Raw genomic sequence first — 26,214 nt, 5'->3', positions numbered from 1 at the left:
ACGAGAAATCAATCACTTGCGAAAAACAATCGTGTCTTGCGTCATTCAACGGATTTAACAATTGTGGATGAGTGATGTAAAGCCCTGTTTTTACGGTCTTGTCTGTTCATGCTCGCGCCTGGGGACTGGACATGGACGGCCGTATCGGTGGCCGGAGAAGCCAGAGACACAGGCGCGACAGCGCCCACCGCAGCCTCGTGCTGCTGCGGCGCCGCTCACCACGGCTGGGCTGGCGGACGATTCGCGCGTGTCTCCGCCCGGTCGCCTAGTCCACGCTAGCCCTCAGATCGCGCTCCTCGTAGTCGTAATACAGCGTCAGTTTGCCCAACCCGCACAGGTCGACGCCATTGGTGCGGAACTCGTCGTTGCTGTCCGTCAGTGTGACGCGGATGTTGTACCGGCACTCGTCGTCCAGGGGGCGGAAGGTGTGGGATCGTCCGCTCGGGATGTAGTCGGTCCCGAGCCGGTCTGGTCCCCGGTAGTCGGTCGTCACCGGCCAGATGTACACCGAGCGCACCGTGAACTCCGTGTTGTTGACCAAGGTGAAGGTCGTGTCTTGTGCTTCCACGCTGGCGCTCAGGCCTGCCAACAGGCATCCCGCTGCAGCCCACATCCTGCTTGTTTTCATTTTTATCCCCTTTCAAGAATGAAGCACAGCCATATGATTCCCCGCGATCGCAAGGATGACGTCCTGGACACCATCCAGGACGCACTTGTTTCGACTCGGGGCACAGGTGCGTGGTTCTTGCTGGGGACGCGGCTTATCTCCAATTACAACTGTCCATGTTCGGCGAACGAGTACACGTGGGAACCCGCCACGACGAAGTGATCCAGGACCCGGATATCGACCAGGGCCAGCGCCTGCGCCAGGCTCGAGGTCAGGCGCAGGTCGGCTTCGCTCGGTTCCGGCACGCCGGACGGGTGGTTGTGCGCCAGGATCACGGCCGCGGCATTGCGGCGCAGCGCCGCCTTGACGACCTCGCGCGGGTACACGCTGGTATGCGTTAGCGTGCCGCGAAACATTTCTTCGTAGTTGATCAGGCGGTTCTTGACGTCCAGGAAGAGCACGACGAAGGATTCGTGCGCCTGCAGCGCGAACTGGTGGCGCAGCCAGGCGCGCACCGCATCCGGCGAGCACATGCCTTTGCGCTCGAACTCTTCGGCGACGGCGCGGCGCGTCAGTTCGATCGCCGCTTGCAGCTGGGCATATTTGGCCGGGCCGAGCCCGTGCAGGGCGCCGAACTCGCTCGAGCTGGCGTGCAGCAGCCGGTGCAGCGAGCCGAAGTGGTCGAGCATGTCGCGCGCCAGCGCCACGGCGCTTTTTCCCGCGACGCCGACGCGCAGGAAGATCGCCAGCAGTTCAGTATCCGACAAGACCCCGGGGCCGCCGCTCAGCAGCCGTTCGCGTGGACGTTGCTCCTTCGGCCATTCAGTGATTCTCATTGTCTGATCCTTGCGATAAAAACGGACGCGCCGGGGGCAGAGGCGCCGGGCGTGGCTTACAATAGCGGTTTGCCTGCAACAGGCCTGCCTGTCACCACAAAGAACATGTCCAACGCTCCAGTCGTCAACGAATCGTCCTACCTGACCCTGCATTATCGGCTTGCCACCGCCGACGGTACTGATCTCGTCACTACCTTCAAGGGCACGCCGGCCACCTTGCTGCTGGGCCAGGGCCAGCTTGCACCCTTCCTCGAGTCGCGCCTGATCGGCCTGCCGGAGGGCGCGCACGAAACCTTCCAGCTCAGCGCTGCGGAAGCGTTCGGGGAGCGCAATCCCGACTTGATCCAGCCGGTGTCGAAGGCGACGCTGGAAGAGAACTCGGTGCCCGACGCCGACTACAAGGTGGGCGAGCTGATCGAATTCAACGCACCCAAGGGCGGCCGCTTCGCCGGCGTGCTGCTGGAAATGCGCGAGACCACCGCGCTGTTCGATTTCAACCATCCGCTGGCCGGCCAGGCCCTGCAATTCGAAGTACAACTGATTTCGGTTCTGTAAAACAGGAAACCTTCATGGACAACGAAATTCTGCTTGCCCAGCCGCGCGGCTTCTGCGCCGGCGTTGACCGCGCCATCGAGATCGTCGAGCGCGCCCTGAACCAGTTCGGCGCCCCGATCTACGTGCGCCACGAGATCGTGCACAACGCCTACGTGGTCGAAGACCTGCGCAACAAGGGCGCGATCTTCATCGAGGAACTCGAAGACGTCCCGTCGGGCAATACCCTGGTGTTCTCGGCCCACGGCGTCTCGAAAGCCGTGCGCCTCGAGGCCGAAGCGCGCGGCCTGACCATTTTCGACGCCACCTGCCCGCTGGTGACCAAGGTCCACGTCGAAGTCGCCAAGATGCGCAAGCAGGGCTGCGAGATCGTCATGATCGGCCACGACGGCCACCCGGAAGTCGAAGGCACCATGGGCCAGGCCGAAGAGGGCATGCACCTGGTCGAGACCGTGGAAGACGTGGCGACACTGCAGGTGAACAATCCCGACCTGCTGGCCTACGTGTCGCAGACCACCCTGTCGGTGGACGACACCGCCGAGATCATCGCCGCGCTCAAGGCGCGCTTCCCGAACATCATCGAGCCGAAGAAGGGCGACATCTGCTACGCCACCACCAACCGCCAGGAAGCCGTCAAGTTCATGGCGCCGCAGGTGGAAGTCGTGGTCGTGGTCGGCAGCCCGAACAGTTCCAATTCGAACCGCCTGCGCGAAGTGGCCGAGAAGATGGGGACCCCGGCCTACATGGTCGACAACGCCAGCAAGATCGATCCGCAATGGATCGCCGGCAAGAAGCGCATCGGCGTGACCGCCGGCGCCTCGGCCCCCGAAGTGCTGGTGCAGGCCGTGATCGACCGCCTCAAGGAGCTGGGTGCGGCCAGCGTGCGTGCGCTCGAGGGCGTCGAAGAGAACGTGGTGTTCCCGCTGCCGAAAGGGCTGGATGGGGCGAAAGCCGCGTAATGGCTGTAGGGTGGTCGGCTCCGCCGACCGCGCGTTCAAATAGTGCATGCGTTATCACAGCGCGTCCGGGAATTGGACGCGCAGACGTTTGTAGTTCCGGGCATTGCCCAGATCTACCCCGTCCACCCTACGAAAATCGGCAGCCCAGGGAAATTTCCGGTGTAAGTTTTCCATTTGCCAAGTTATCATGACGGCCATCGGAACATGAACGCCAGGCCAAGGACGGCACTGCGGGGATACCCGGCAGTGCCGTTTTCATTTGACCGCAACGAAAGCGAACGCGCACGATGGAAACATTCATCCAACAAATCCTCAACGGCCTGGTCATGGGCAGCATGTACGCCCTGGTGGCCCTCGGCTACACCATGGTCTACGGGGTGCTCAACCTGATCAACTTCGCGCACGGCGACGTCCTGATGATCGGCGCCATGGTCGGCCTCACCATCCTCAAGCTGCTGGATGCCCATGCGCCCGGCCTGTCCGGCGCTCTGCAACTGGCCATCGCCATCCTCGGCGCGATTCCGGTGGCCATCCTGGTCAACATCGTGATCGAGCGCGTCGCCTACCGCCGCCTGCGCAACGCGCCGCGCCTGGCGCCCTTGATCACCGCGATCGGCGTGTCGATCCTGCTGCAGACCTTCGCCATGATGATCTGGGGCCGCAGCCCGCTGCCTTTCCCGCAACTGCTCTCGCCCGAGCCGGTCGAGATCATGGGCGCCCTGATCTCGCCTACCCAGATCCTGCTGCTGGTGCTGGCGGCGGTGGCGATGGTCAGCCTGGTGCTGCTGGTCGAGCGCACCCGCATGGGCCGGGCGATGCGCGCCGTGGCCGAGAACCCGCGCGTGGCCGGCCTGATGGGCGTGGACTCGAACCGCGTGATCGTCGCCACCTTCGCCATCGGCGCCGCGCTGGCCGCGGTGGCCGGGGTGATGTGGGGCGCCAACTACGCCTCGGTCACCTTCACCATGGGCATGCTGCCGGGCCTGAAGGCCTTCTGCGCCGCCGTGCTGGGCGGGATCGGCAACATCTACGGCGCCATGATCGGCGGCATCCTGCTGGGCATCATCGAAGCGCTCGGCGCCGGCTACATCGGCGACCTGACCGGCGGCTTCCTGGGCAGCCACTACCAGGACATCTTCGCCTTCGTCGTGCTGATCCTGGTGCTGACCCTGCGCCCGTCCGGCATCATGGGCGAGCGCGTGGCGGACCGCGCGTAAGGGAGGAGGACACACCATGGCACTCCTGACTTTCGACGTCCAGCGCAAGCCGCGCCAGGCCTACCTCAGCATGGCGGCGGTGCTGGCCCTGATGCTGGTCTTCCCTTTCGTCGCTTCCCAGTTCGGCAACTCCTGGGTGCGCATCATCGACATCGCGCTGCTCTACATCATGCTGGCGCTGGGCCTGAACATCGTGGTCGGCTTCGCCGGCCTGCTCGACCTGGGCTACATCGCCTTCTTCGCGGTGGGCGCGTACCTGGTCGGGCTGTTCTCATCGCCGCAGTTTGCAAGCCTGCTGGAATCGGTCATCTATTATTCGCCGGCGCTGGGCGAAGCCCTGGTCAGCTTCTTCGGGCCCGAGATCCAGCAGAACGGCATCCACCTGTCGGTGTGGGCGATCGTGCCGCTGGCGGCCATCGTGGCGGGCCTGTGCGGCGCGCTGCTGGGCGCGCCGACCCTGAAGCTGCGCGGCGACTACCTCGCCATCGTGACGCTCGGCTTCGGCGAGATCATCCGCATCTTCATGAACAACCTGAACGACCCGATCAACTTCACCAACGGGCCGCAGGGGATCAACATGATCGACCCGATCCGCGTGTTCGGCGTGTCGCTGGCGGGCGAGGCGGGATCGCAGGCCACGGTGTACATCGGCGGCTTCTCGATGCCCTCGGTGAACGCCTACTACTTCCTTTTCCTGTTTCTCACCATCGCCACCATCTTTATTACCTCGCGCCTGCAGCATTCGCGCCTGGGACGCGCCTGGGTGGCGATCCGCGAGGACGAGATCGCGGCCAAGGCGATGGGCATCAACACCCGCAACGTCAAGCTGCTGGCGTTTGCGATGGGCGCCAGTTTCGGGGGCGTGGCGGGCGCCATGTTCGGCGCCTTCCAGGGCTTCGTATCGCCGGAGTCGTTCTCGCTGACCGAATCGATCGCCGTGCTGGCGATGGTGGTGCTGGGCGGGATCGGCCACATCCCCGGTGTGGTGCTGGGCGGCGTGCTGCTGGCGGCGCTGCCGGAAGTGCTGCGCCACGTGGTGGAGCCGGCCCAGCAGGCGCTGTTCGGCACCGTCGTGATCGAGGCCGAGGTGCTGCGCCAGCTGCTCTACGGCCTGGCACTGGTGCTGATCATGCTGGTGCGCCCGGCCGGGCTGTGGCCCTCGCCGAACCGGGAGGAGCGACCCAACGCGGCCCTGGCGCGCGAGGAAGAAGAGGGGACCAAGGCATGAGCGCGCTGCATTCGACGAACCTGATCCTGAACATCGGTGGCGTGAACAAGCGCTTCGGCGGCCTGCAGGCGCTCACCGACGTCGGCATCCGCATCGAGCGCGGCCAGATCTACGGCCTGATCGGCCCGAACGGCGCCGGCAAGACCACTTTCTTCAACGTGATCACCGGCCTGTACCAGCCGGACAGCGGCACGTTCGAGCTGGCCGGCAAGCCGTATTCGCCCTCGGCTCCGCACGAGGTGGCCAAGGCCGGCATCGCCCGCACCTTCCAGAACATCCGCCTGTTCGGCGAGATGAGCGCGCTGGAAAACGTGATGGTGGGGCGCCACGTGCGCACCCGCCAGGGCGTGCTCGGCGCGATCCTGCGCCACCGGGCGGCGCGCGAAGAGGAGGCGGCGATCCGCCGGCGCGCGCAGGAGTTGCTGGAATTCGTGGGCATCGGCCAGTATGCCAACCGCACCGCCAAGTACCTGTCCTACGGCGATCAGCGCCGCCTGGAGATCGCGCGCGCCCTCGCCACCGATCCGCAACTGCTGGCGCTGGACGAGCCGGCGGCCGGCATGAACGCCACCGAGAAGCTGGCCCTGCGTGAGCTGCTGGTGAAAATCAAGAACGAAGGCAAGACCGTGCTGCTGATCGAGCACGACGTCAAGCTGATGATGGGCCTGTGCGACCGCATCACCGTGCTCGAGTACGGCAAGCAGATCGCGGAAGGCATCCCCAGCGACATCCAGAGGAACGAAGCCGTGATCAAGGCTTATCTCGGCGGAGCACCTCAGTGAACAAGGACATGAGCGACAACATCCTGAGCATCAAGGGCCTGCAGGTGGCCTACGGCGGCATCAAGGCGGTCAAGGGCCTGGACCTGGAAGTGAACAAGGGCGAGCTGGTCACCCTGATCGGCGCCAACGGCGCCGGCAAGACCACCACCCTGAAGGCCATCACCGGCACGCTCCCGCCGTGCAAGGTGGAAGGCGAGATCAGCTACCTGGGCCGGCCGCTGGGCGGCACACCGTCCTTTCGCATGGTCCAGCAGAAGCTGGCCATGGTGCCGGAAGGGCGGGGCGTGTTCACCCGCATGAGCATCCACGAGAACCTCCTGATGGGCGCCTACACGCGCGACGACAAGGACGGGATCGCGGCGGACATCGAGAAGTGGTACGCGGTGTTCCCGCGCCTGAAGGAGCGTTCCAGCCAGCTGGCCGGCACGCTGTCGGGCGGCGAGCAGCAGATGCTGGCGATGGCGCGCGCGCTGATGTGCCACCCGCTACTACTGCTGCTGGACGAGCCTTCGATGGGCCTGTCGCCGATCATGGTGGAGAAGATCTTCGAGGTGATCCGCGACGTCTCGAACCAGGGCATCACGATCCTGCTGGTGGAGCAGAACGCCAGGCTGGCGCTGCAGGCGGCGCACCGGGGCTACGTGATGGAGTCGGGAACCATGACCATGACGGGGAAGGCGGCGGACATGCTGAACGATCCGCGGGTGCAGGCGGCCTACCTGGGCGAGTGAGCAGAAACGCAAAAAGCAAAAAGCCGGGACAAGTCCCGGCTTTTTCATTTGACCAGTCGCAGCTTAGGCGGCAGCGCTCTGGGTCGCGGCAGCGGCAGTAGCGGTAGCCTTGCGAGCAGTCGCCGAAAACTGGCTCACCGCTGCGTTGACGTTGTTTTCGATCGCTTCGGCAGCCTGCTTGCTGGTCTTGCTGAACTGCTCGTAGCCGGCGTTGGCGTTGCTGATCACGGTCTTGACGGCGGCAACGAAGGTTTCCGAACCGGCCGGGGCGTTCTTGCTCACTTCGTCGACCAGGGCGATGACCTTGCGGTTGGTTTCGACGATCTGGCTTTCGGCGGCCTTCGAGAACTCGGCGCCGGTGCCGGTGGCGATGGCGGCCAGCTGGCGGTTGTACGACAGGGCTTTTTCAGCGGCCGGCTGGGCCTGCGACGTGGTGACCGAGAAGAACTCCTGCGGATCCTTGGCGCTCAGCAGCTGGCGGGTGACGTTCGACGATTCTTCCAGGGTGCTGCGGGCGGTGCTGATGTTCAGCTCGACCAGTTTCTCCATGCTTTCGAAGGTCTTGGCGGTCAGCGAGGACATCAGCGCGAACTGCGACTCCAGGTTGGCTTTGGTGGCATTCGAGAACTGCTCAGGAATTGCAAACATGTGACTCTCCAATTTCAGTGCGTTTAGTGGAAATGTTGCTTGGACCGGTGAGGCAGGTTTTTTTCGTATGGGCTCAACGAAACTCTTTTTTGTGCACCGCAACAGGGCGAATTTTCAACCATGTTCTCGAACGAGTCAAGCGAATTTGATGCGTCGCACCATCGCGTGTGCATAAATTTCTTGAATGCATTGTTTGCAAGAAATTTCAAGGACTTAGCGTTGATTTAACGCAAGTAATCTTACTTTCCGCGGCGGCCGGAAGCGCGGGCGCCGGCGTGCTAGACTGATGGCTTGTGTTTTCGCCAAGCCTCCATCGCGCTGCCCCGCAGCGATCCATTCATGTCTTCCGGTACCCGAACAAGCACGCCTTCCGCCCCTGCCGCTGCCTGGCTGTCGCCCGTTCCGCTGCTGTTCGTGTTCTTGTGGAGTACCGGCTTCATCGTTGCCAAGCTCGGCCTGCCGTACGCGCCGCCGCTGACTTTCGTGATCCTGCGCTGCCTGGGCGTGCTGGCGGTGCTGCTGCCGGTCGTGTTCATCCTGCGCGCACCCTGGCCGCGCGGCCAGATCCTGCACGTGGCCGTGGCCGGACTGCTGCTGCAGGCCGGCTACCTGGGCGGGGTCTGGGCCGCGATCAAGATCGGCATGCCGGCCGGGCTGACCGCGCTGATCGTCGGCATGCAGCCGATCCTCACGGCGGCCGCGGCGCCCCTGATCGGCGAGCGGGTTCGCCCGCGCCAGTGGCTCGGTTTCGCGCTCGGCCTGTCCGGCGTGCTGCTGGTGGTCTACAGCAAGCTGCACCTGGCCGGGCTCACCGCAAGCGGCATCGCCCTGTGCGTGTTCGCCTTGTTCTGCATCACGGCCGGCACCATGTACCAGAAACGCCATTGCCCGGGCTTCGACCTGCGCACCGGCACGGTGATCCAGTTCGCCGCCACCGTGCTGGCGCTGCTGCCGCTGGCCATCGCGCTCGAAGGCCTGGACCCGCGCTTTTCCAGCATTACCTGGAGCCTTGATTTCGTCATCGCATGGCTGTGGTCGATCTTCGCGCTGTCGATCGGCGCGATCTTCCTGCTGTTCACGCTGATCCGGCGCAGCCGCGCCACCGAAGTCACCAGTTTGCTGTACCTGACCCCGCCCACCACGGCCCTCATGGCCTGGCTGCTGTTCGGCGAGTCCTTCGGCCCGCTGGCCGTGGCCGGCATGCTCGTCGCCGTGCTGGGCGTTGCATTCGTCGTCAAGAAACCACACAACAAGGAGACCCCATGATCCACAGCCCCCAGCAGGAAGCCGTCGACGCCGCCATCACCTCGCGCCGCTCGATCCGCGCCTTTCTACCCAAGCCGGTCGAGCGTGCCGACATCGAGCGCATCCTCGAGGTGGCGGCGCGCGCGCCCTCGGGCACCAATACCCAGCCATGGAAGGTCTACGTGCTGACGGGGCAGGCGCGCGAGGAGTTGAGCGAGGCGATCCTGGCGGTCGCCGCCGAGCCCGGGCAGGCCAGCCAGCACGCCGAGGAATACGCCTACTACCCGCGCGAATGGATCTCGCCCTACGTCGACCGGCGCCGCAAGGTGGGCTGGGACCTGTATTCCCTGCTGGGGCTCACGCGCGACAACAAGGCCGGCATGGCGGCCCAGCACGCGCGCAACTACCGCTTCTTCGACGCGCCGGTCGGCCTGATCTTCACCATCGACCGCATCCTGGAGCAGGGCTCCTGGCTGGACTATGGCATGTTCCTGCAGAACATCATGGTCGCCGCGCGCGGCCGCGGCCTCGACACCTGTCCGCAGGCAGCCTTCACACAGTATCACCGCGTGATTGCGCGGCAGCTCGGGTTGCCGGAGAATGAAATGGTGGTGTGCGGCATGGCGCTCGGCTGGGCAGACCCCGGCAAGATCGAGAATTCGCTCGTTACCGAGCGCGAACCGGTCGGACACTTTGCCCGCTTCATGACGTAAAGCGCAGCGCAAGTTGCGCGACAATGCAAGCGTAAATACTTGATTGTTAAGGATTGTTGGTTTTTGACTGTTGCCGCACGGAACGTGTCTTTTCGCTTGCGATCAAGCGGCGTTCCGCTAAACTGCATTCCGTACCTCATCAGTTTGCGCCGAAGGGTTCGAGATGTTCAAAGTTGCATTGGCTGCCATCGTTTCGCTGCTGTTTGCGCTCCAGCCCGTCAACGCGGCCGGCGCGGGCGCCGGTGCGGGCGCCGGCGCGGCCGCCGAATCCAAACCGAAGAAGGCCCAGCCGGCCAAGAAGAAGGCCGCCAAGAAAAAGCGCGCCACCGGTCGCAAGGCCGCGCCTGCCAAGCGCAAGGACCTGGCCCACGCCATTGCCGACGACAACCGCCAGCGCATGGTGCGCCGCGTGGAAATGGTGCGCGGCAAGCGCAAGGTCACCTATCACGCGGTGCGCCGCGCCGGCGCCGCCGCGGCCGTGGTCGATCCGCGCACCTTCGGCGATGCCGCCGGCCTGCGCGGTACATCGGATCCCTTGTCCTTGCGTTCGAACGTCGCCTTCGTGCTCGACCAGAACAGCTCGGAAGTGCTGTTCGAAAAGAACGCCAACATCGCCCTGCCGATCGCCTCGATCACCAAGCTCATGACCGGCCTGGTCGTGGTGCAGGCCGGGCAGGACCTCGACGAGGTGCTGCGCATCGCCGACGCCGACGTCGACCGCCACAAGTATTCCAGCTCGCGCCTGCCGGTGGGCACGCGCATGACGCGCCGCGAGATGCTGCATATTTCCCTGATGAGTTCGGAAAACCGCGCCGCCTCCGCGCTCGGTCGCCACTACCCCGGCGGCATCCAGGCCTTCGTGGCGGCCATGAACGCCAAGGCGCGCGAGCTGGGCATGAAGGATACCCGCTTCGTCGATTCGAGCGGCCTGTCGAGCCGTAACGTGTCCAGCGCGCGCGACCTGGCGCGCCTGGTTGCCACCGCCCACGGCGAATCGCTGCTGCGCGAATTCTCCACCACGCCCAATTCCGTCGTGAAGGCGAGCGGCCGGCCGATGCGCTATGCGAACACCAACTACCTGGTGGCGCTGCCGGACTGGAACATCGGCCTGCAAAAGACCGGCTTCATCAACGAAGCGGGCCGCTGCCTGGTGATGCAGGCAGCCATCCACGGCCGCAACGTGATCATGGTGTTCCTGGATTCGAAGGGCAAGATGTCGCGCACCGCCGACGCGGGCCGGGTACGCCGTTTCCTGGAGTCGCTGGCGCCCGACAAGCTCGACGTGCTGGCGCCGGGAACGCTGGGAAATACCGAGGTCCCCATCATGAGCAGCGCCACCGCGGCGGCGCCGGTGCTGCACTGATCACGCCGCGAGCTACTGGTCCGTAGGGTGGGCGGCTCCACCCGGAGCGCCGATTTGCCCGCCCCGGTTGTGCCGCCCACCCTACGTTGGGGCAGCAGCGTTCACAGTGCGGGAGCAGGGCGGTAGCCCAGGGTCGCGGAGATGCTCGAGGCGGTCTGCACCAGGTCTTCCAGCCATTCTTCCTGCAGGCGGTCGGCCGGCGCCGAGATCGACAGGCCGGCCACCAGCTTGCCGCTGTCGTCGAAAATGCCGGCGGCCATGCAGCGCACCCCCAGTTCCAGTTCCTCGTTGTCGCGCGCATAGCCGCGCGCGCGCACCAGGCTCAGCTCGCGCTCGAAGCGGGCCAGGTCGGTGATCGAATTCTTGTTGTGGCCGGCCAGGCCGGTGCGGGTGGCGTAGGCGCGGATCGCCTTGGCGTCGTCGATCGACAGGAACAGCTTGCCGGTCGAGGTCAGGTGCAGTGGCGCCCGGCCGCCGATCGCGCGCACCACCTGCATGCCCGAGCGTTCCGAATAGGCGCGGTCGATGTAGACGATCTCGTCGCCCTGGCGCACCGACAGGTTCACGGTCTGCTGGGTCTTCTTGTGCAGGGCGCGCATGAAGTCGAGCGCCGCTTCGCGCACCGACAGGCGGCTTTTCACCACGTTGCCCAGTTCGAGCAGGCGCATGCCGAGGCGGTAGGTGCCCGGTTCGACGCGGTCGACGAAGCGCGTGACCACCATGTCGTTCAGGATGCGGTGCGCGGTCGAGGGGTGCAGGCCCGAGACCTTCGACAATTCCTTCAGGCTGACCGGATCGGAATAGTTGGCCAGCGCATCGAGCAGCGCCATCATGCGTTCGATCACCTGGATCGAGGTCTTGCCCGACGCAGCGGCTGCCAGTTCTGGGGTTTCCATTTTCATGAGGGCTTTGTGCAGTGCAGTATTACCCCTTTATACCATGATGTGAAACGCTGGTGCAAACCGATGGGGCGCTGTGTGCAAGCCATGGCAAGCACGGCATAATGACAATCCTATATTTATTTCCGACAAGCCAATGGAACACCCGACCAGCGAGTTCAAGACCAGGCGCGGCATCGCCCGCATCTTCGCCGCCTGCCGCAATACCTGGGATGGCCTGGCCTGGGCCTGGCGCAGCGAGGCCGCTTTCCGGCAAGAGGTCGTGCTGATCGCCATCGCCAGCGTCGTGGCCCTGCTGCTGCCGCTGTCTGGCTTCCAGAAGCTGGCCCTGATCGGCGTGCTGGTCGTGGTGCTGATCGTCGAGATCATCAATTCGGCCATCGAGGCCGTCGTCGACCGCATCTCGCTCGAGCGCCATCCCTTGTCGAAGGTCGCGAAGGACATGGGCAGCGCGGCCGTCGCGCTGGCCTTGCTGCTGGCGGCGGCCATCTGGGCGGTCGTGCTGTACAGCCGGTTTTTCTAAACATGATTGTGGAACAAGCAAATAACTAAAGCGTCGTTTGCTAAACTGCCCGCTGCTCTTAGACTATGTCTTGATGTAGCAACCCGACATCCAATTACATGGAGAAATGACGATGACCTTACGCCTCGGCGATACCGCCCCCGATTTCGAACAGGATTCCAGCATCGGCAAGATCCGCTTCCATGAGTGGGCGGGCGATTCCTGGGTGGTGCTGTTCTCGCACCCGGCCGACTTCACCCCGGTCTGCACCACCGAACTGGGCCTGACCGCCAAGCTGAAGCCGGAGTTCGACAAGCGCAACGTCAAGGCGATCGCGCTGTCGGTCGATCCGGCCGACCAGCACCGTGCCTGGATCAAGGACATCGAGGAAACCCAGCAGACCGTGGTCGGCTTCCCGATCATCGCCGACGCCGACAAGTCGGTATCCAGCCTGTACGACATGATCCACCCGGAAGCCTCGGCCACCGCCACCGTGCGCTCGCTGTTCGTGATCGATCCGGCCAAAAAGGTGCGCCTGATCATCACCTATCCGATGAGCACCGGCCGCAACTTCGACGAAGTGCTGCGCGTGATCGACGCTCTGCAACTGACCGATGGCTACACCGTGGCCACGCCGGGCAACTGGAAGGATGGCGACGACGTCATCATTCCGCTGACCGTGCAGGATCCGGCCGTCATCGAGCAGAAGTATCCGAAAGGCTATACCTCGCCGCGTCCTTACCTGCGCCTGACCCCGCAGCCGAATAAATAAGCGTCGCCGCTTTTCGTGGGGTGGACGGCTCTGCCGTCCACCCTACAAGCCCATCCGTCGCCGCATAAGCAAATAAGAAACCTGTTGTTTGCCTGACTGCCGAGTCCCCTTACCCTGTGGCTTCACTGAGGGGTAAGGCATGTCGACGACGTACATCATCGCGGGTTTCGCAGTAGGGCTACTGGTCGGCATGACCGGCGTGGGCGGCGGTTCGCTCATGACGCCCCTGCTCACGCTCCTGTTCGGCGTCTCGCCCTCGGTCGCCGTCGGCACCGACCTGGCCTTCGCCTCGATCACCAAGGGCGTCGGCACCATCACCCACCGTTTCAACCGCACCGTCCAGTGGCAGATCGTCGGCCGCCTGTGCCTGGGCGCCTTGCCGGCCGCGCTGGCGGCGACCCTGGCGCTGAAATATGTCGGCGGGCTCGATGAAGAGATCGGGCAGCTCATCCGTTATTCGATCGCCGGCTCCGTGATGCTGACCGTGATCGCGCTGCTGTTTCGCGCGCGCATGCTGGCCTGGGTCAATGCCAAACCGGGGCGCCAGCTGCAGGGCAGGGCGCTGACCACCGTCACCGTGGTCTCCGGCGCGGTGCTGGGCGTGCTCGTCACCGTGTCCTCGATCGGCGCGGGCGCCATCGGCGCCACGCTGCTGGTCATGCTGTATCCGCGCCTGAGCCCGGCCGAGGTGGCCGGCACCGACATCGCCTATGCCGTGCCCCTGACCGCGATCGCCGCCATCGGCCACTGGTGGCTGGGCTCGATCGACTGGATGCTGCTGCTGACCCTGCTCGTGGGTTCGGTGCCGGGCATCACGCTGGGCGCCATGGCGGCGCGCAAGGTGCCGGAACGCTTCCTGCGCGCCCTGCTGGCGACCACGCTGACCGGCGTGGCGGCCAAGCTGGTGTTCTGATGCCAAGACTTAATAGCCGAAACCGTCTATGCAAATGAGGAAAGTTTCGTTTGTAATATAAGAGCTGCGTGAGATTATGGTGGCCCGTTAGAAGAATTTGTAATAAGGGCTTCCATGACCACGCTCGCACTGCCTGCGCGACGATCCCCCGGCCGGGTCATTCCCGGCTTCGGCATCTCGCTCGGCTTCACCATTTTCTACCTCGCGCTGATCGTCCTGATCCCGCTGTCGGCGGTCTTCCTGAACACCTTCACGATGAGCTGGGAGGCGTTCTGGGCGGCCGTCACGTCCGAGCGCGTGGTCGCGTCCTACAAGCTCAGCTTCGGCGCGTCGCTGCTGGCCGCCTTCATCAACGTCATCTTCGGCGGCATCGTGGCCTGGGTACTGGTGCGCTACACCTTCCCGGGCAAGCGCATCGTCGACGCCCTGGTCGACCTGCCATTCGCGCTGCCCACCGCGGTGGCCGGCATCACGCTCACCGCCCTGTACTCGCACAATGGCCTCATCGGCGAACAGCTGGCCAAGTTCGGCATCAAGGTGGCCTTCACCCCGCTCGGCATCGTGCTGGCGCTGACCTTCATCGGCCTGCCTTTCGTGGTACGCACGGTGCAGCCGGTGCTGGAAGAAGCCGAGCGCGAGCTGGAAGAAGCCGCCGCCAGCCTGGGCGCCTCGCCGCTGCAGACCTTCTGGCGCGTGGTGCTGCCCTCGATCGTGCCGGCGCTGCTCACCGGCTTCGCGCTGGCCTTCGCGCGCGCCACCGGCGAATACGGTTCCGTCATCTTCATCGCCGGCAACCTGCCGATGGTCTCCGAGATCACGCCGCTGTTCATCATCACCAAACTCGAGCAGTACGACTACACGGGCGCCACGGCGATCGCGGTGGTGATGCTGCTCATCTCCTTCATCCTGCTGCTGACGATTAACCTGCTGCAGGCATGGACCCGCAAACGGGCAGGCAAGAAATGAGCGCCGTCCTCGACAACATCAAGGCGGTCCCGAAGGCCGGCGCACCCGCGCGCCGCCAGAAGACCAACGTGCTGGAGCCGGATTGGGTCCGCTACCTCCTGATCGCGGTGGCGCTGGTCTTCCTGACCCTGTTCCTGTTCGTGCCGCTGGCCGCGGTGTTCACCGAGGCGCTCAAGCGCGGCTGGGACGTCTATATCGAATCGATCGTGGATCCGGATGCGCTGTCGGCCATCAAGCTCACCCTGATCGCGGCCGCCATCTCGGTGCCGCTCAACCTGGTGTTCGGCGTGGCCGCGGCCTGGGCCATCGCCAAGTTCGAATTCAGGGGCAAGAGCGTCCTGCTGACCCTGATCGACCTGCCGTTCTCGGTCTCGCCGGTGATCGCGGGCCTGACCTTCGTGCTGCTGTTCGGCGCCCAGGGCTGGTTCGGCGAATGGCTGGCGGAACACGACATCAAGATCCTGTTCGCGGTGCCGGGCATCGTGCTGGCGACCATCTTCATCACCTTCCCCTTCATCGCGCGCGAGCTGATCCCGCTGATGCAGCAGCAGGGCACCGAAGAGGAAGAGGCCGCGCTGGTGCTGGGCGCCTCGGGCTGGTCGACCTTCTGGCGGGTGACGCTGCCGAACATCAAATGGGGCCTGCTGTACGGCGTCATCCTGTGCAATGCCCGTGCGATGGGCGAGTTCGGCGCGGTGTCGGTGGTCTCGGGTCACATCCGCGGCGAGACCAACACCATGCCGCTGCAGGTCGAGATCCTCTACAACGAATACAACTTCACGGCCGCGTTCGCGATCGCGTCGCTCCTGGCGCTGCTGGCGCTGGTGACCCTGGCGGTGAAGAGCTTTATCGAATGGCGCCTGCATCAAGCCCGCAAGGCCGCCGCAGACGAACGCAACATGGAGCACGCAGCATGACGATCGAAGTCCAACACATCCGCAAACAGTTCGGCCAGTTCACCGCGCTCGACGACGTCTCGCTGCAGTTCCCCGACGGCCAGCTGACCGCCTTGCTGGGCCCGTCGGGCTGCGGCAAGACCACCCTGCTGCGCGTCATCGCCGGCCTCGAGCACCCCGATTCGGGCGCCGTGCTGCTCGACGGCCAGGACGCTTCGCACCGCCACGTGCGCGAGCGGCAGGTCGGCTTCGTGTTCCAGCACTACGCGCTCTTCAAGCACATGACCGTGTTCGAGAACGTGGCCTTCGGCCTGCGCGTGAAACCGCGCAAGGAGCGCCCGTCCGAGCAGCAGATCCGCGACAAGGTGCGCCGTCTGCTCGAGCTGGTGCAGCTCGACTGGATCGCCGACCGCTACCCGCCGCAACTGTCGGGCGGCCAGCGCCAGCGGATCGCGCTGGCGCGCGCCCTGGCGGTGGAGCCGCGCGTGCTGCTGCTCGACGAACCCTTCGGCGCGCTCGACGCCAAGGTGCGCAAGGAACTGCGCCGCTGGCTGCGCCGCCTGCACGACGAGCTGCACGTGACCTCGATCTTCGTCACCCACGACCAGGAAGAAGCGCTGGAAGTGGCCGACCAGGTGGTCCTGATGAACAAGGGCCGCATCGAGCAGCTCGGCGCGCCGAGCGAGGTGTACAACAAGCCGGCCTCGCCTTTCGTCTACGGCTTCCTGGGCAACGTCAACCTGTTCCATGGGCGCGTGCACGAAGGCGTGCTGGCCAGCGGCGAGGCGCAGTTCAAGGCGCCCGAGCACGCCGGCGTGCGCAACGGCGAAGGCATCGGCTACGTACGTCCGCACGAGCTCGACGTCGAGCGCTACACCCCGGGCCAGGGCGATGGCGGCGGCGTGGTCGCCAAGCTGCGCCGCGCGCATGCGATCGGCCCGCTGGCCCAGCTCGACCTCGAGCGCGCCGACAACCAGCAGCTGATCGAGGCCGTGATGCCCAACGAGCTGTTCGCACGCCACGGCTTCGTCGAAGGCGACACCCTGGTGGTCAAGCCGCGCCGCATCGAGATCTTCGTCGATGCAGGAGAGGGGATATGAACTTCCAGCAGCTGCGTTCGGTGCGCGAAGCCGCCCGCCGCGACTTCAACCTGACCGACGTCGCCAATGCGCTGTTCACCTCGCAGCCGGGCGTGTCGCGCCAGATCCGCGAGCTCGAGGAAGAGCTCGGCGTCGTGATCTTCGAGCGCAACGGCAAGCGCCTGACCGGCCTCACGCCGCCCGGCAAGGGCATCCTGAAGATCGTCGAACGCCTGCTGGTCGAGGCCGAGAACCTGCAGCAGGCCAGCGCCGAGTTCGCGGCCCAGGACAGCGGCACGCTCACCGTCGCCGTCACCCACACCCAGGCGCGCTATGCGCTGCCGCAGGTGGTGCAGTCCTTCCGCAACGCCTTCCCGAACGTGCGCATCGCCCTGCAGCAAAGCGCGCCGGAACACATCGCCGAATGGGTCCTGTCGGGCAAGGCCGACATCGGCATCGCCACCGAAGGCCTGTCGGCCTTCCCCGACCTGGTCTCTTTCCCGTGCTACCGCTGGAGCCACCTGGTCGTGGCGCCGGAAGGACATCCGATCTTCACTTCCAGCCAGCCGCTGCGCCTGGAAGACCTGGCCGAGCATCCCCTGATTACCTACGACGTCGGCTTCACGGGCCGCAGCCACATCGACGCCGCCTTTGTGGAAGCCGGGCTGGCGCCGGACATCGTGCTGACCGCGATGGATTCGGACGTCATCAAGCAGTACGTGTCGCTGGGGATGGGCGTGGGCATCGTGGCCTCGATGGCTTTCGATCATGGCCGCGACAAGGGCATGCGCGCGATCGAGGCCTCGCACCTGTTCGCGCAGAACGTGACGCGGCTTGCCGTGCGCCGCGGGTCGTACCTGCGGGCCTATGCGTATCACTTCATCGAGCGCTTCGCGCAAGGGTATACGCGAGCGGATATCGAGAAGGCCTTGCAGGCGGTGGAGTGAACGCGTGAGCTGGTGGCCGCGCAACGAACTTGGGCGGGACAATGCCAGCGGCATTGTCCCGGCCTTCGCCGGGACGACGGGTTCCGCGCGAGCAGCTTGCTGAAAAGCCCTCCTCACGTACCCTCAACACGTCGTTCCCGCGAAGGCGGGAACCCAGTTTTGCATGCAGACCGCCAGCGCGTTACTGCCCAACGTTCATGTACCGTGCATGAATCTCATCGATCCCCTTCAACACCTCCGGGGACAACACGACATCCACCGCGTCGATGTTTTCCTTTAACTGCGTTAGATTGGTCGCCCCGATGATGGTCGACCCGACGAACCAGCGCGAGTAGCACCACGCCAGCGCCATCTGTGCAGGCGTCAACCCGTTCGAACGCGCCAGCGCCGCATACTCCGCCGTGGCCGCCAGTACGGCGGGGCGCACATAGCGCGGACTCCAGTTCTTCGGAAACACCGTCAGCCGCCCAAGCGCATCCGGATCGTCCAGGTACTTCGCCGTGAGCTGCCCGAAAGCGAGCGGGCTGTAAGCCAGCAAACCGACCCCTTCGCGGTAGCAGGCCTCGTCCATCAGGCTGGTTTCAAAAGCGCGCGCCGTCAGGTTGTACAGGTTCTGCACCGTCGCGATGCGCGGCAGCCCAAGCTGCTCGGAGCGCTTGATGTACTGGCACACGCCCCAGGCGCTTTCGTTCGACACGCCGATGTGGCGGATGGTCCCGGCCCGCACCAGTTCGCCCAGCGCCCCGAGCGTTTCCGCGATCGGCACGGCCGGCCGCTCGGCCCGCGGGTTGAAGCTGTTGGACCCGAAGATCGGCAGGTTCCGGCTCGGCCAGTGGATCTGGTACAGGTCGATGTAGTCGGTGTGCAGGCGGCGCAGGCTGTCCTCGACGGCGGCGCGGATGTTGGCCGCATCCAGGTTGTGGTTGGCGCCGCGGATCCAGGGCATCATCTTGTTGGGGCCGGCGACCTTGGTGGCCAGCACCACGTCGGCGCGGCGCCCGCGCTTCTTGAGCCAGCTGCCGATGTAGCGCTCGGTCAGGCCTTGCGTGTCGGGCCGCGCCATCACCGGATACATCTCGGCGGTATCGATGAAGTTGATGCCGCGCGCCAAAGCGTAGTCGAGCTGGCTGTGCGCATCAAGCTCGGTATTCTGCTCGCCGAAGGTCATGGTGCCGAGGCACACTTTCGAGACCATCAGATCGGTTTGTCCCAGCTGCCTGCGTTCCATGATTGCCTCCCGCGTTGACGCGTTTACCGTGCCTGGCGCAGCGCGGCCGCGGTGTCGCGCACCAGCGCCGGGCCGGCGTAGATCAGGCCGCTATACAGCTGCACCAGCTGGGCGCCGGCCTCGATCTTGGCGCGCGCATCCTCGCCGCGCATGATGCCGCCCACGCCGATGATCGGCAGGGCGTCGCCCAGTTCGGCCTTCAACAGGCGGATCACCGTGTTCGACAGTTCGAATACCGGGGCCCCCGACAGGCCGCCGGTTTCCTCGCCATGCTGCATGCCGGCTACCTTCGTGCGGCTGAGCGTGGTGTTGGTGGCGATGACGCCGTCGATCTTGTGGCGCAGCAGGGCGCCGGCGATGTTGCGCACCTGGTCGCCGTCGATGTCCGGGGCGATCTTCAGGGCCACCGGCACGTAGCGCTTGTGCTCGTCGGCCAGACGCAGCTGTTCTTCTTTGAGCTGCGCCAGCAGCGCGTCGAGCTCGGACTCGCCCTGCAACTGGCGCAGGTTCTTGGTGTTCGGCGAGGAGATGTTGACCGTCACGTAGCTGGCGTAGGGGTAGACCTTGCGCAGGCACGCCAGGTAATCGTCGGCGGCGCGCTCGATCGGGGTGTCGGCATTCTTGCCGATGTTCAGGCCAAGCACGCCCTGCTTGTCCTGGTAGAAGCGGGAGGCTTGCACGTTGGCCACGAAGGCGTCGACGCCGCCGTTGTTGAAGCCCATGCGGTTGATGATGCCCTGCGCCTGCGGCAGGCGGAAGATGCGCGGTTTCGGGTTGCCGCCCTGCGGACGCGGCGTCACGGTGCCGATCTCGATCGAGCCGAAGCCGAGCGAGGCCAGGCCGTCGATGTAGGCGCCGTCCTTGTCCAGGCCGGCGGCCAGGCCGACCGGGTTCGGGAAGGTGATGCCCATGACCGTGCGCGGGTCCGGCGCCGGACGGCTGGACAAGCGCGTGAGGCCGAGCGCGGCGGCGCGGCGCAGCAGCGGCAGGGTCAGGTTGTGGGCTTGCTCGGCGTCGAGCGAGAACAGCAGCGGGCGGGCGAGGGAATACAGAAGCTTGTCGGACATGGGGGGACTCATCGTAAGTGACTCCCGCCATTTTACAGCGCCGGCAACGACTCATTCCCTATCGGGATAGGTTCTTAGCGTTCCGCGTTCATGTGGTCGACCCGATCAGATCACGGTTCCGCCCAATACTCGTCATTGTAACGGTCCAGAATACAGTGACGGATGTCAAGCTATCTCAACCAAGCTGATGTTGCCAAAGTCTATTCCTCAAAGTCGCAGTAGGCTACGTGAGGAGAAATACCGTAGCGGTATCGGTTTCATGGCGGAGTCGTACTCGCTCACGATTGCGAACCTTGCCCGCGCATCCACCGCCACGGTACTTCCTCCATCACCAAAAACGGCAGTGCGACCAAGGATTGCGACTATTGGAGGAATGATATGTCTCACCACCGTCACGGCATCGGTTCGATGTTGCTCATCGCGGCAGTTCTGCTGCAAGTCGGATGCGACCGCCGCGCCGACAATCAAGCTCCGTCAGTGGTGTTCTCGGCATCGCAGGAATCGGCTGAGCAGATGACAAGCTATGCATTTTCCTCCAAGGGGAGCGTCGATAGCGACGGAACGATCGTTTCGTATGCTTGGGATTTCGGAGATGGCGCCCGCAGTGTTGAACCGTCACCAGTGCATACCTACCGTACTTCGGGTTCGTTCGTGGTGAAGCTGACACTGACCGACAACGATGGGGCGACAGCATCGGCGACGCGCACTGTCGACATCAGAACACCGGCAGTGTCCGTAGCTGTGGGTACTGCGGCGACTACCCTGACGCTGGCTCGAGTCGCAACTGTTGAGGTGCCAGAAGCAACGTTCCCGGCACCTACGCGTATTGGAGTTTGGGTTACCGAGAATTCGGCAACTGCCGCCGAATTCGAGTTGACTGCTCAGATGTTTACTGCACCCCTTAGGGCGAAACAAGAAATCCGGGTCAATACTGGGCAGTTAAAACCGCTGAAAACATTGACGGTCACAGCGAACCTTGATCCCGAACTGGCGGCCCGCATGCAGGCAAACGATGAAGCGCAGGTTTTCGTTCAAATATTCCAGGACGGTGGAGAGGAAGTACTGGACAGTTTCGAGCTTGTCTCATCCGCATACGATGCCGGCAGCAACACTTTGCGTTTCGCCCTCGATCCCGACATGTTCACGAACCGCCGCAATGTCGATGAATCGTGGGAGGCAGTCATCGTGGTCGGGTCTACACGCACGAAGCCGACCTCGCCTGCAAGGACAATGGCACCGAGCAGTGCACTGGGAAAGTCGGGAGAGGCTGAGGCAGTCCGCCCTTGGCCTCGCTTCGCCATTCCCGGATTACTCGATTTTTCAGCGCCCGCAGACACGGTGCGCTCCGCGGCATCCGCAGTGCCCGAATGCGAAGGGAGTAGTCTTCAGGCCCCGCTTGCCAATCTGACCGTGACTGGTGCATATAACCCTCCAAAACATTATGGCGCCGATTACCGCGCGCCAGACGGTACTGAGGTTCGCTCGATGGCGGACGGCAAAGTATTCAAGGTCGGCTTTGACGAGCGCCCGCTTCCAGAACCCGATCCACGCAGTGGGAAGAGGGTGAAGGGATGGGGGAATTACGTAGTGATCGAGCACGGGGGTGGCAGTAAGTCGCTGTATGCCCATTTGCAGACGGGAGATATCAAGGTGTCTGTGGGCGACACGGTTACCGCAGGGGAAGCGATTGCCTTATCTGATAACTCGGGAGGCTCACAGGCCTCGCACTTGCACGTGGAATACGCCCCGAGTGGGGAGATTTTCAGGAAGGGGAGCAAAGTCGATCCGCACGCATGTATCGGACAAAATATTGATGGAAATGTCCAGGTGCGGGATAACGGCACCCTGGCGGACGATGCCTTCTCTGTTTCCATCAACGGGAGACAAATATGCACCACAGCCATTGGTGCTGCGAACCGCTGCTCAATCGGTGCTCTCCGATCCGGAACAGCGAGCCTTTCGATTACCGCAACCGTAGCTCCGGATAATGTCGGCACATACGAAATCACGCTGAGTGGCGGCCTCACTTTTCAGGATGGGGGATCAATGGTGTCGGGAACGATCGGGCAGGGCGCCTCGGCGACGTTTGTCATCAGCGCTCCCTGAACCCTCACGCGCACCTCGACAATACGCTTACCCACGGCGCCAGGAAGCAGGCGCGCAATTCCCTCAGCGTTCGAGCACGCTCCACACGCCCTTGATGCGCGCTTCCAGCGGGCGGAAGTTGATCTTGTAGGCCATCTTCGGGCTCTGCTCGATCCAGTAGCCCAGGTAGACGTACTGCAGGCCGAGCTCGCGCGCCTGGTTCACCTGCCACATGACGTTGTAGGTGCCGAAGGACGCGCCCGCCAGGTCCGGGTCGAAGAAGGTGTAGACCGAGGATAGCCCGTCGGACAGCACGTCGATGATCGACACCATGCGCAGCAGGCCGTCGGGCTCGCGGAACTCGACCAGGCGGGTGTTCACCCGGCTCTGCAGCAGGAACTGGGCGTACTGGTCGCGGCTGTCCTGGTCCATGCCGCCGCCGACGTGGCGGGTGGTCTGGTAGCGCAGGTAGAGCGCGTAGTGCTCGTCCGAGAAGGCGAGGTTGGCCACCATCGCCACCAGATTGCCGTGGCGCTTCCAGGCGCGACGCTGGGTGCGGCTGGGCGTGAAATCCTCGCACTTGACGCGCACCGGGATGCAGGCCTGGCAGCCGTCGCAGTAGGGACGGTAGGTGAAGATGCCGCTGCGGCGGAATCCGTTGCGCACCAGTTCGGAATAAACGTCCGCGTTGATCAGGTGCGAGGGTGTCGCGACCTGCGAACGGGCCTGGCGCGCATCGAGGTAACTGCAGGGATAGGGCGCCGTCGTGTAGAACTGCAGCGTGGCGAAAGGCAGGTCATTTAGGTGCGTCATGCAAAAAGCTCTCGAACGACGTGATGGACCTATTTTAGCGAAATCAAGCCGGTGCCACTGTTAGCCAGTCAACGGTGCCGCCTTCAGGACGCCGCGCCCAGAGGCGGCACAATGTCCCAGCGGGTGATGGCCGGCTCGCGGATGGCCTGGCGCAGGTGCGCCAGGAAGGCGCTGCGTGGAATCGGCGCGGCGCCCAGCGAGGCCAGGTGGCCGGTCTCCTGCTGGCAGTCGATCATCGCGACGCCCTGGCTGCGGAGGAAGGCCACCAGGTAGGCCAGGGCCACCTTGGACGCGTCCGTCACCCGGGCGAACATCGACTCTCCGTAGAACATGCGGCCGATGCAGACGCCGTAGGCGCCGCCGACCAGTTCGCCCTCGTAGCGCACTTCGGTCGAATGGGCATAGCCCATGGCATGCAGGCCGGTATAGCCGTCGATGATGTCTTCCGAGATCCAGGTGCCCGGCCCGTCCTTGCGCGGGGCGGCGCAGGCGCGCATCACGTCCTCGAAGGCGCTGTCGAAACGCACGTCCCAGGGACCGCCCGCGAGCCGGCTGCGCTCGACGCGTCTCAATGTCTTCTTCAGGCTGTCGCTGAGCTTGAAGCGCTCGGGTCGCAGCACCATGCGCGGGTCGGTGCTCCACCACAGGATGGGCTGGCCTTCCGAGAACCAGGGGAAGATGCCGTTCTGGTAGGCCAGCAGCAGGCGCTGCGGCGACAGGTCGGCGCCGGCCGCGAGCAGGCCGGGAGCGTCGATCGTCAGCGCCTCGGATACGTCGGGAAACGGCGATGTCGGCTCGAGCCAGGGAATCATGGCGGGCGCGTGGATCAGTCGGGTTCGCGGGGAGCCAGCATCGGGCGAACGATGTCCCGGCTATGAAAACCGTAGCTGCCGCCCTCGCGCACTTTGACGCGATCGGCGAAGAAGAGTTCCAGCGTGCTGCGCACCGTCGGGAAGGCCAGTTCGTCCCAGGGAATCTCGTCCTGGGTGAACAGCTGCACTTCCAGGCTTTCCTCGCCCGGCGCGAAATCGAGATTGCGCAGGCGCGCCAGGTAGAACAGGTGGACCTGGTGCACGTGGGCGACGTTGAGCAGGGTGAACAGCTTGCCGAGTTCGACGTCGGCGCCGGCTTCCTCCTCGGTTTCGCGCACGGCGGCCTGCTCGGTGGTTTCCTCGTTTTCCATGAAGCCGGCCGGCAAGGTCCAGTAGCCGTAGCGCGGTTCGATCGCGCGCTTGCACAGGAGCACCTGGAGCTTGCCGTCCTGTTCCCAGACGGGGATCGAGCCGACGACCAGCTTGGGGTTCTGGTAGTGGATCGCGTGGCAGTTGGGGCAGACGTAGCGCGGCCGGTTGTCGCCTTCGGGGATTGCCAGGGCGACAGGATGGGCGCACTCGGAACAGAATTTCATAGGTCAGCGGCAGATTGAGATTGTGCTTACTTTACACTGAATTGCCGGCCCTTGGCCGCTGCCGGCGTGTGCAGAAGTGTTCGCGGCTGAGCCAGACCGTGCTGCAATCGCACATCGGTGGAGGATTGCATTTGCCTAAAAGGCCGTTACGGCGTATAATTCATTTCATCAGACGCGGGGTGGAGCAGTCTGGCAGCTCGTCGGGCTCATAACCCGAAGGTCACAGGTTCAAATCCTGTCCCCGCAACCAGAATTCAGAGCCGTTGATTCGCAAGGATCAACGGCTTTTTGTTTTTTCTCGCCACATCTGCACCTACAAGAGCCATATCAAACCAGACGCAAGCGTTCGGAATGTTGTCGAGCCTGTCTTGTCCAACAGGCGAAACGGCCGGTGCCGGCACTCGGCGCGGGCCTGCGAACCAACGGGGCAGACCACATGATCAACGTAGACGACATCAACGACGCCTGGGGCTGGGTCGGCTTGACCGCTGTCGAGGTCCTTGGGTCCAATGCATTCGGCAACCTCATCATCCGCGACGACGAAGGACGCTACTGGCGCTTGCGCCCGCAAGACCTGTGCTGCGAACCGGTCGCCGACAGCCGCGCCGCGCTCGACGCGCTCGCCTATAACCAGGATTTCCTGAACGACTGGTACATGCCGGAAGTCGTGCACCTGGCGGAAGCCACGCTCGGCCCCCTGGCCGAGGGGCGCAAATACTGCCTCAAGATTCCGAGCGCCCTCGGCGGCCACTACGGGCGCGACAACCTGGCCACGGTGCCGCTGCCGGAACTGATCCGTTTTTCGGGGGAGAGCGCGCAGCAGTTCGACGACTTGCCGCGCTGGAATTGAACTGCCTTCCCTAAGCGGCGGTGTCGCTGAGGCTGGCCCATAGGTAAGCCGCCGCCATCGTGCGGTGCGGCGCATAGCGTTCCAGCAGGCCTTGCGTGGTGGGGATGTCCGGACGGGTATTCCCACCCAGTAGGCGGTGGAAGGCGGTACGGACGGCCACGTCGCCTTCCAGCGAGCAGTCCGGGTAGCCATAGCCGCGCAGTAGGGCGTAATTCACGGTCCAGGGCCCGATGCCTTTGATGGCCAACAATTCCTGTACGACCTCATCGACAGGGCGTCCGCGGTCGAGCACGAGCCGGCCGTCGACGACGAGCTGCGCCAGGCGTAGCAACGTCTCGGCTTTTGAGCGCGAGAACTTGCGGCTGGTCAGGTCGTCCAATGCGAGGCGGGCGACGTCGGCCGCTTCCGGATAGCACCACAGGCCGCTCGCATGGACCCGGCCCGCGAGCTGGATCAAGGTACGGCGCAGGGAGATGGCAAACGGCAGGTTGATCTGCTGGCCGATGATGGCCCAGGTCAGGGCTTCGAACACGGTCGCCGACTGGACGATGCGCAGACCAGGCCGGCGCGCCACGACCGGGCCCAATGCAGGATCATGACGCGCGAACGCGGCAAACTCGGCCGGGTCGATGCGCAGGCCGAGGATACTCAGCAAGGCGTCGCGCGCCTGTGCCAGCAGTGCCGGCCTCGAATCGCCATCGCCATCGGCATCGACGCAGCAAGCGGCTGTGTCGCGACCGAAGCGCACTTCCAGCACCACGGGCGTGCCTTCAAACAGCACACCCTTGCGCAGGCCGTCGGGCGACACCTGTTCCGCGATGCCTTCCGCATCCCGGCTGTGGAAGGCCAGCACGTCCTCGGTGCGGTAGCCGACCGGCAGGTCGAGCATGATTTCGGTGCGCATCGCG

Annotated in this window: 28 protein-coding genes and 1 tRNA gene; 19 read left to right on the top strand and 10 right to left on the bottom strand. The window is 64.5% G+C overall.

Annotated elements, in window-relative coordinates:
* Positions 1–265: 265 nt before the first annotated feature.
* Together ACK4S9_RS06925 and radC are read right to left on the bottom strand one after the other, a co-directional pair.
* On the bottom strand, positions 266–628 hold the full coding sequence (locus ACK4S9_RS06925) for a hypothetical protein (protein ID WP_409723337.1): 363 nt from the start codon (positions 626–628) through the stop codon (positions 266–268).
* A 143-nt stretch (positions 629–771) separates the two neighbouring features.
* The gene (gene radC, locus ACK4S9_RS06920; protein ID WP_409723334.1) at positions 772–1,443 is read right to left on the bottom strand and encodes a RadC family protein; all 672 of its coding nucleotides are present in this window, start codon (positions 1,441–1,443) and stop codon (positions 772–774) included.
* Positions 1,444–1,548: 105 nt separating this feature from the next.
* Between radC and ACK4S9_RS06915 the strand changes: the two genes are divergently transcribed.
* From ACK4S9_RS06915 to ACK4S9_RS06890, 6 genes are all read left to right on the top strand, one after another.
* Positions 1,549–1,998, top strand: a complete 450-nt coding sequence (locus ACK4S9_RS06915; protein WP_409723331.1) for a peptidylprolyl isomerase — start codon at positions 1,549–1,551, stop codon at positions 1,996–1,998.
* 14 nt (positions 1,999–2,012) lie between these two features.
* Positions 2,013–2,954 (top strand): 4-hydroxy-3-methylbut-2-enyl diphosphate reductase, encoded by a 942-nt coding sequence (gene ispH, locus ACK4S9_RS06910; protein WP_409723329.1) that lies wholly within the window; start codon positions 2,013–2,015, stop codon positions 2,952–2,954.
* 287 nt (positions 2,955–3,241) lie between these two features.
* Positions 3,242–4,171, top strand: coding sequence for a branched-chain amino acid ABC transporter permease (locus tag ACK4S9_RS06905; protein ID WP_409723326.1), 930 nt, complete (start codon positions 3,242–3,244; stop codon positions 4,169–4,171).
* Between the two features lie 16 nt (positions 4,172–4,187).
* Complete coding sequence (locus tag ACK4S9_RS06900) at positions 4,188–5,399, top strand: ABC transporter permease subunit (RefSeq protein WP_409723324.1); 1,212 nt, start codon at positions 4,188–4,190, stop codon at positions 5,397–5,399.
* Positions 5,396–6,181: an ABC transporter ATP-binding protein gene (locus ACK4S9_RS06895; RefSeq protein WP_409723321.1), complete on the top strand. Its 786-nt coding sequence runs from the start codon at positions 5,396–5,398 to the stop codon at positions 6,179–6,181. The genes ACK4S9_RS06900 and ACK4S9_RS06895 overlap by 4 nt, the downstream gene beginning before the upstream one ends.
* Before the next feature lie 8 nt (positions 6,182–6,189).
* Positions 6,190–6,912, top strand: coding sequence for an ABC transporter ATP-binding protein (locus ACK4S9_RS06890; protein WP_409723319.1), 723 nt, complete (start codon positions 6,190–6,192; stop codon positions 6,910–6,912).
* A 63-nt stretch (positions 6,913–6,975) separates the two neighbouring features.
* Here the strand turns inward: ACK4S9_RS06890 and phaP are convergent, their stop codons facing one another.
* A complete protein-coding gene (gene phaP, locus ACK4S9_RS06885) occupies positions 6,976–7,560 on the bottom strand; it encodes a TIGR01841 family phasin (RefSeq protein ID WP_409723315.1) in 585 nt (194 codons plus the stop codon).
* A gap of 339 nt (positions 7,561–7,899) precedes the next feature.
* Here phaP and ACK4S9_RS06880 point away from each other — a divergent pair, with 339 nt between their 5' ends.
* The 3 genes from ACK4S9_RS06880 (at position 7,900) to ACK4S9_RS06870 (ending at position 10,881) form a co-directional block, all read left to right on the top strand.
* Positions 7,900–8,826 (top strand): DMT family transporter, encoded by a 927-nt coding sequence (locus ACK4S9_RS06880; protein WP_409723313.1) that lies wholly within the window; start codon positions 7,900–7,902, stop codon positions 8,824–8,826.
* Entirely contained in the window at positions 8,823–9,518 is a 696-nt protein-coding gene (locus ACK4S9_RS06875) for a nitroreductase (protein WP_409723311.1), read from the top strand. Before ACK4S9_RS06880 ends, ACK4S9_RS06875 begins: the two co-directional genes overlap by 4 nt.
* 163 nt (positions 9,519–9,681) lie before the next feature.
* Positions 9,682–10,881, top strand: coding sequence for a serine hydrolase (locus ACK4S9_RS06870; protein ID WP_409723309.1), 1,200 nt, complete (start codon positions 9,682–9,684; stop codon positions 10,879–10,881).
* Positions 10,882–10,982: 101 nt separating this feature from the next.
* Here ACK4S9_RS06870 and ACK4S9_RS06865 read toward each other — a convergent pair whose 3' ends face one another.
* Positions 10,983–11,783: an IclR family transcriptional regulator gene (locus tag ACK4S9_RS06865; protein WP_409723307.1), complete on the bottom strand. Its 801-nt coding sequence runs from the start codon at positions 11,781–11,783 to the stop codon at positions 10,983–10,985.
* Positions 11,784–11,916: 133 nt separating this feature from the next.
* Between ACK4S9_RS06865 and ACK4S9_RS06860 the strand changes: the two genes are divergently transcribed.
* From ACK4S9_RS06860 to ACK4S9_RS06830, 7 genes are all read left to right on the top strand, one after another.
* On the top strand, positions 11,917–12,303 hold the full coding sequence (locus tag ACK4S9_RS06860) for a diacylglycerol kinase (protein WP_409723304.1): 387 nt from the start codon (positions 11,917–11,919) through the stop codon (positions 12,301–12,303).
* A 112-nt stretch (positions 12,304–12,415) separates the two neighbouring features.
* Positions 12,416–13,054, top strand: a complete 639-nt coding sequence (locus tag ACK4S9_RS06855; RefSeq protein ID WP_281909993.1) for a peroxiredoxin — start codon at positions 12,416–12,418, stop codon at positions 13,052–13,054.
* A gap of 139 nt (positions 13,055–13,193) precedes the next feature.
* The gene (locus ACK4S9_RS06850) at positions 13,194–13,967 is read left to right on the top strand and encodes a sulfite exporter TauE/SafE family protein (protein WP_409723300.1); all 774 of its coding nucleotides are present in this window, start codon (positions 13,194–13,196) and stop codon (positions 13,965–13,967) included.
* 114 nt (positions 13,968–14,081) lie between these two features.
* On the top strand, positions 14,082–14,933 hold the full coding sequence (cysT, locus tag ACK4S9_RS06845) for a sulfate ABC transporter permease subunit CysT (protein ID WP_409723298.1): 852 nt from the start codon (positions 14,082–14,084) through the stop codon (positions 14,931–14,933).
* Positions 14,930–15,850, top strand: a complete 921-nt coding sequence (cysW, locus tag ACK4S9_RS06840; protein WP_409723295.1) for a sulfate ABC transporter permease subunit CysW — start codon at positions 14,930–14,932, stop codon at positions 15,848–15,850. The genes cysT and cysW overlap by 4 nt, the downstream gene beginning before the upstream one ends.
* Positions 15,847–16,929 (top strand): sulfate/molybdate ABC transporter ATP-binding protein, encoded by a 1,083-nt coding sequence (locus ACK4S9_RS06835; RefSeq protein WP_409723292.1) that lies wholly within the window; start codon positions 15,847–15,849, stop codon positions 16,927–16,929. Before cysW ends, ACK4S9_RS06835 begins: the two co-directional genes overlap by 4 nt.
* On the top strand, positions 16,926–17,855 hold the full coding sequence (locus ACK4S9_RS06830; protein ID WP_409723289.1) for a CysB family HTH-type transcriptional regulator: 930 nt from the start codon (positions 16,926–16,928) through the stop codon (positions 17,853–17,855). Before ACK4S9_RS06835 ends, ACK4S9_RS06830 begins: the two co-directional genes overlap by 4 nt.
* A gap of 181 nt (positions 17,856–18,036) precedes the next feature.
* On the opposite strand, the gene ACK4S9_RS06825 is transcribed toward ACK4S9_RS06830, so the two are convergent.
* Both ACK4S9_RS06825 and ACK4S9_RS06820 read right to left on the bottom strand, forming a co-directional pair.
* Positions 18,037–19,083, bottom strand: coding sequence for an aldo/keto reductase (locus ACK4S9_RS06825; protein ID WP_409723286.1), 1,047 nt, complete (start codon positions 19,081–19,083; stop codon positions 18,037–18,039).
* A 23-nt stretch (positions 19,084–19,106) separates the two neighbouring features.
* Positions 19,107–20,150, bottom strand: a complete 1,044-nt coding sequence (locus ACK4S9_RS06820; RefSeq protein WP_409723283.1) for a quinone-dependent dihydroorotate dehydrogenase — start codon at positions 20,148–20,150, stop codon at positions 19,107–19,109.
* Positions 20,151–20,528: 378 nt separating this feature from the next.
* Here ACK4S9_RS06820 and ACK4S9_RS06815 point away from each other — a divergent pair, with 378 nt between their 5' ends.
* On the top strand, positions 20,529–22,256 hold the full coding sequence (locus tag ACK4S9_RS06815) for a peptidoglycan DD-metalloendopeptidase family protein (RefSeq protein WP_409723280.1): 1,728 nt from the start codon (positions 20,529–20,531) through the stop codon (positions 22,254–22,256).
* Positions 22,257–22,319: 63 nt separating this feature from the next.
* Here the strand turns inward: ACK4S9_RS06815 and ACK4S9_RS06810 are convergent, their stop codons facing one another.
* The 3 genes from ACK4S9_RS06810 to ACK4S9_RS06800 form a co-directional block, all read right to left on the bottom strand.
* Positions 22,320–23,048 (bottom strand): arginyltransferase, encoded by a 729-nt coding sequence (locus ACK4S9_RS06810; RefSeq protein ID WP_409723278.1) that lies wholly within the window; start codon positions 23,046–23,048, stop codon positions 22,320–22,322.
* A gap of 83 nt (positions 23,049–23,131) precedes the next feature.
* Positions 23,132–23,860, bottom strand: a complete 729-nt coding sequence (gene aat / locus ACK4S9_RS06805; RefSeq protein ID WP_409723275.1) for a leucyl/phenylalanyl-tRNA--protein transferase — start codon at positions 23,858–23,860, stop codon at positions 23,132–23,134.
* 14 nt (positions 23,861–23,874) lie between these two features.
* Complete coding sequence (locus ACK4S9_RS06800; RefSeq protein WP_409723272.1) at positions 23,875–24,456, bottom strand: NUDIX hydrolase; 582 nt, start codon at positions 24,454–24,456, stop codon at positions 23,875–23,877.
* A gap of 173 nt (positions 24,457–24,629) precedes the next feature.
* Here ACK4S9_RS06800 and ACK4S9_RS06795 point away from each other — a divergent pair.
* Positions 24,630–24,706, top strand: a tRNA-Met gene (locus ACK4S9_RS06795).
* A gap of 186 nt (positions 24,707–24,892) precedes the next feature.
* A complete protein-coding gene (locus ACK4S9_RS06790; protein ID WP_409723269.1) occupies positions 24,893–25,306 on the top strand; it encodes a T6SS immunity protein Tdi1 domain-containing protein in 414 nt (137 codons plus the stop codon).
* A 10-nt stretch (positions 25,307–25,316) separates the two neighbouring features.
* Here the strand turns inward: ACK4S9_RS06790 and ACK4S9_RS06785 are convergent, their stop codons facing one another.
* Positions 25,317–26,210: a DNA-3-methyladenine glycosylase 2 gene (locus tag ACK4S9_RS06785; protein ID WP_409723266.1), complete on the bottom strand. Its 894-nt coding sequence runs from the start codon at positions 26,208–26,210 to the stop codon at positions 25,317–25,319.
* Between the last annotated feature and the right edge of the window lie 4 nt (positions 26,211–26,214).

It is taken from the genome of Massilia sp., from assembly GCF_046293535.1.
Lineage (GTDB): Bacteria > Pseudomonadota > Gammaproteobacteria > Burkholderiales > Burkholderiaceae_D > Telluria.
This window is presented reverse-complemented; position numbering and strand designations above follow the sequence as displayed.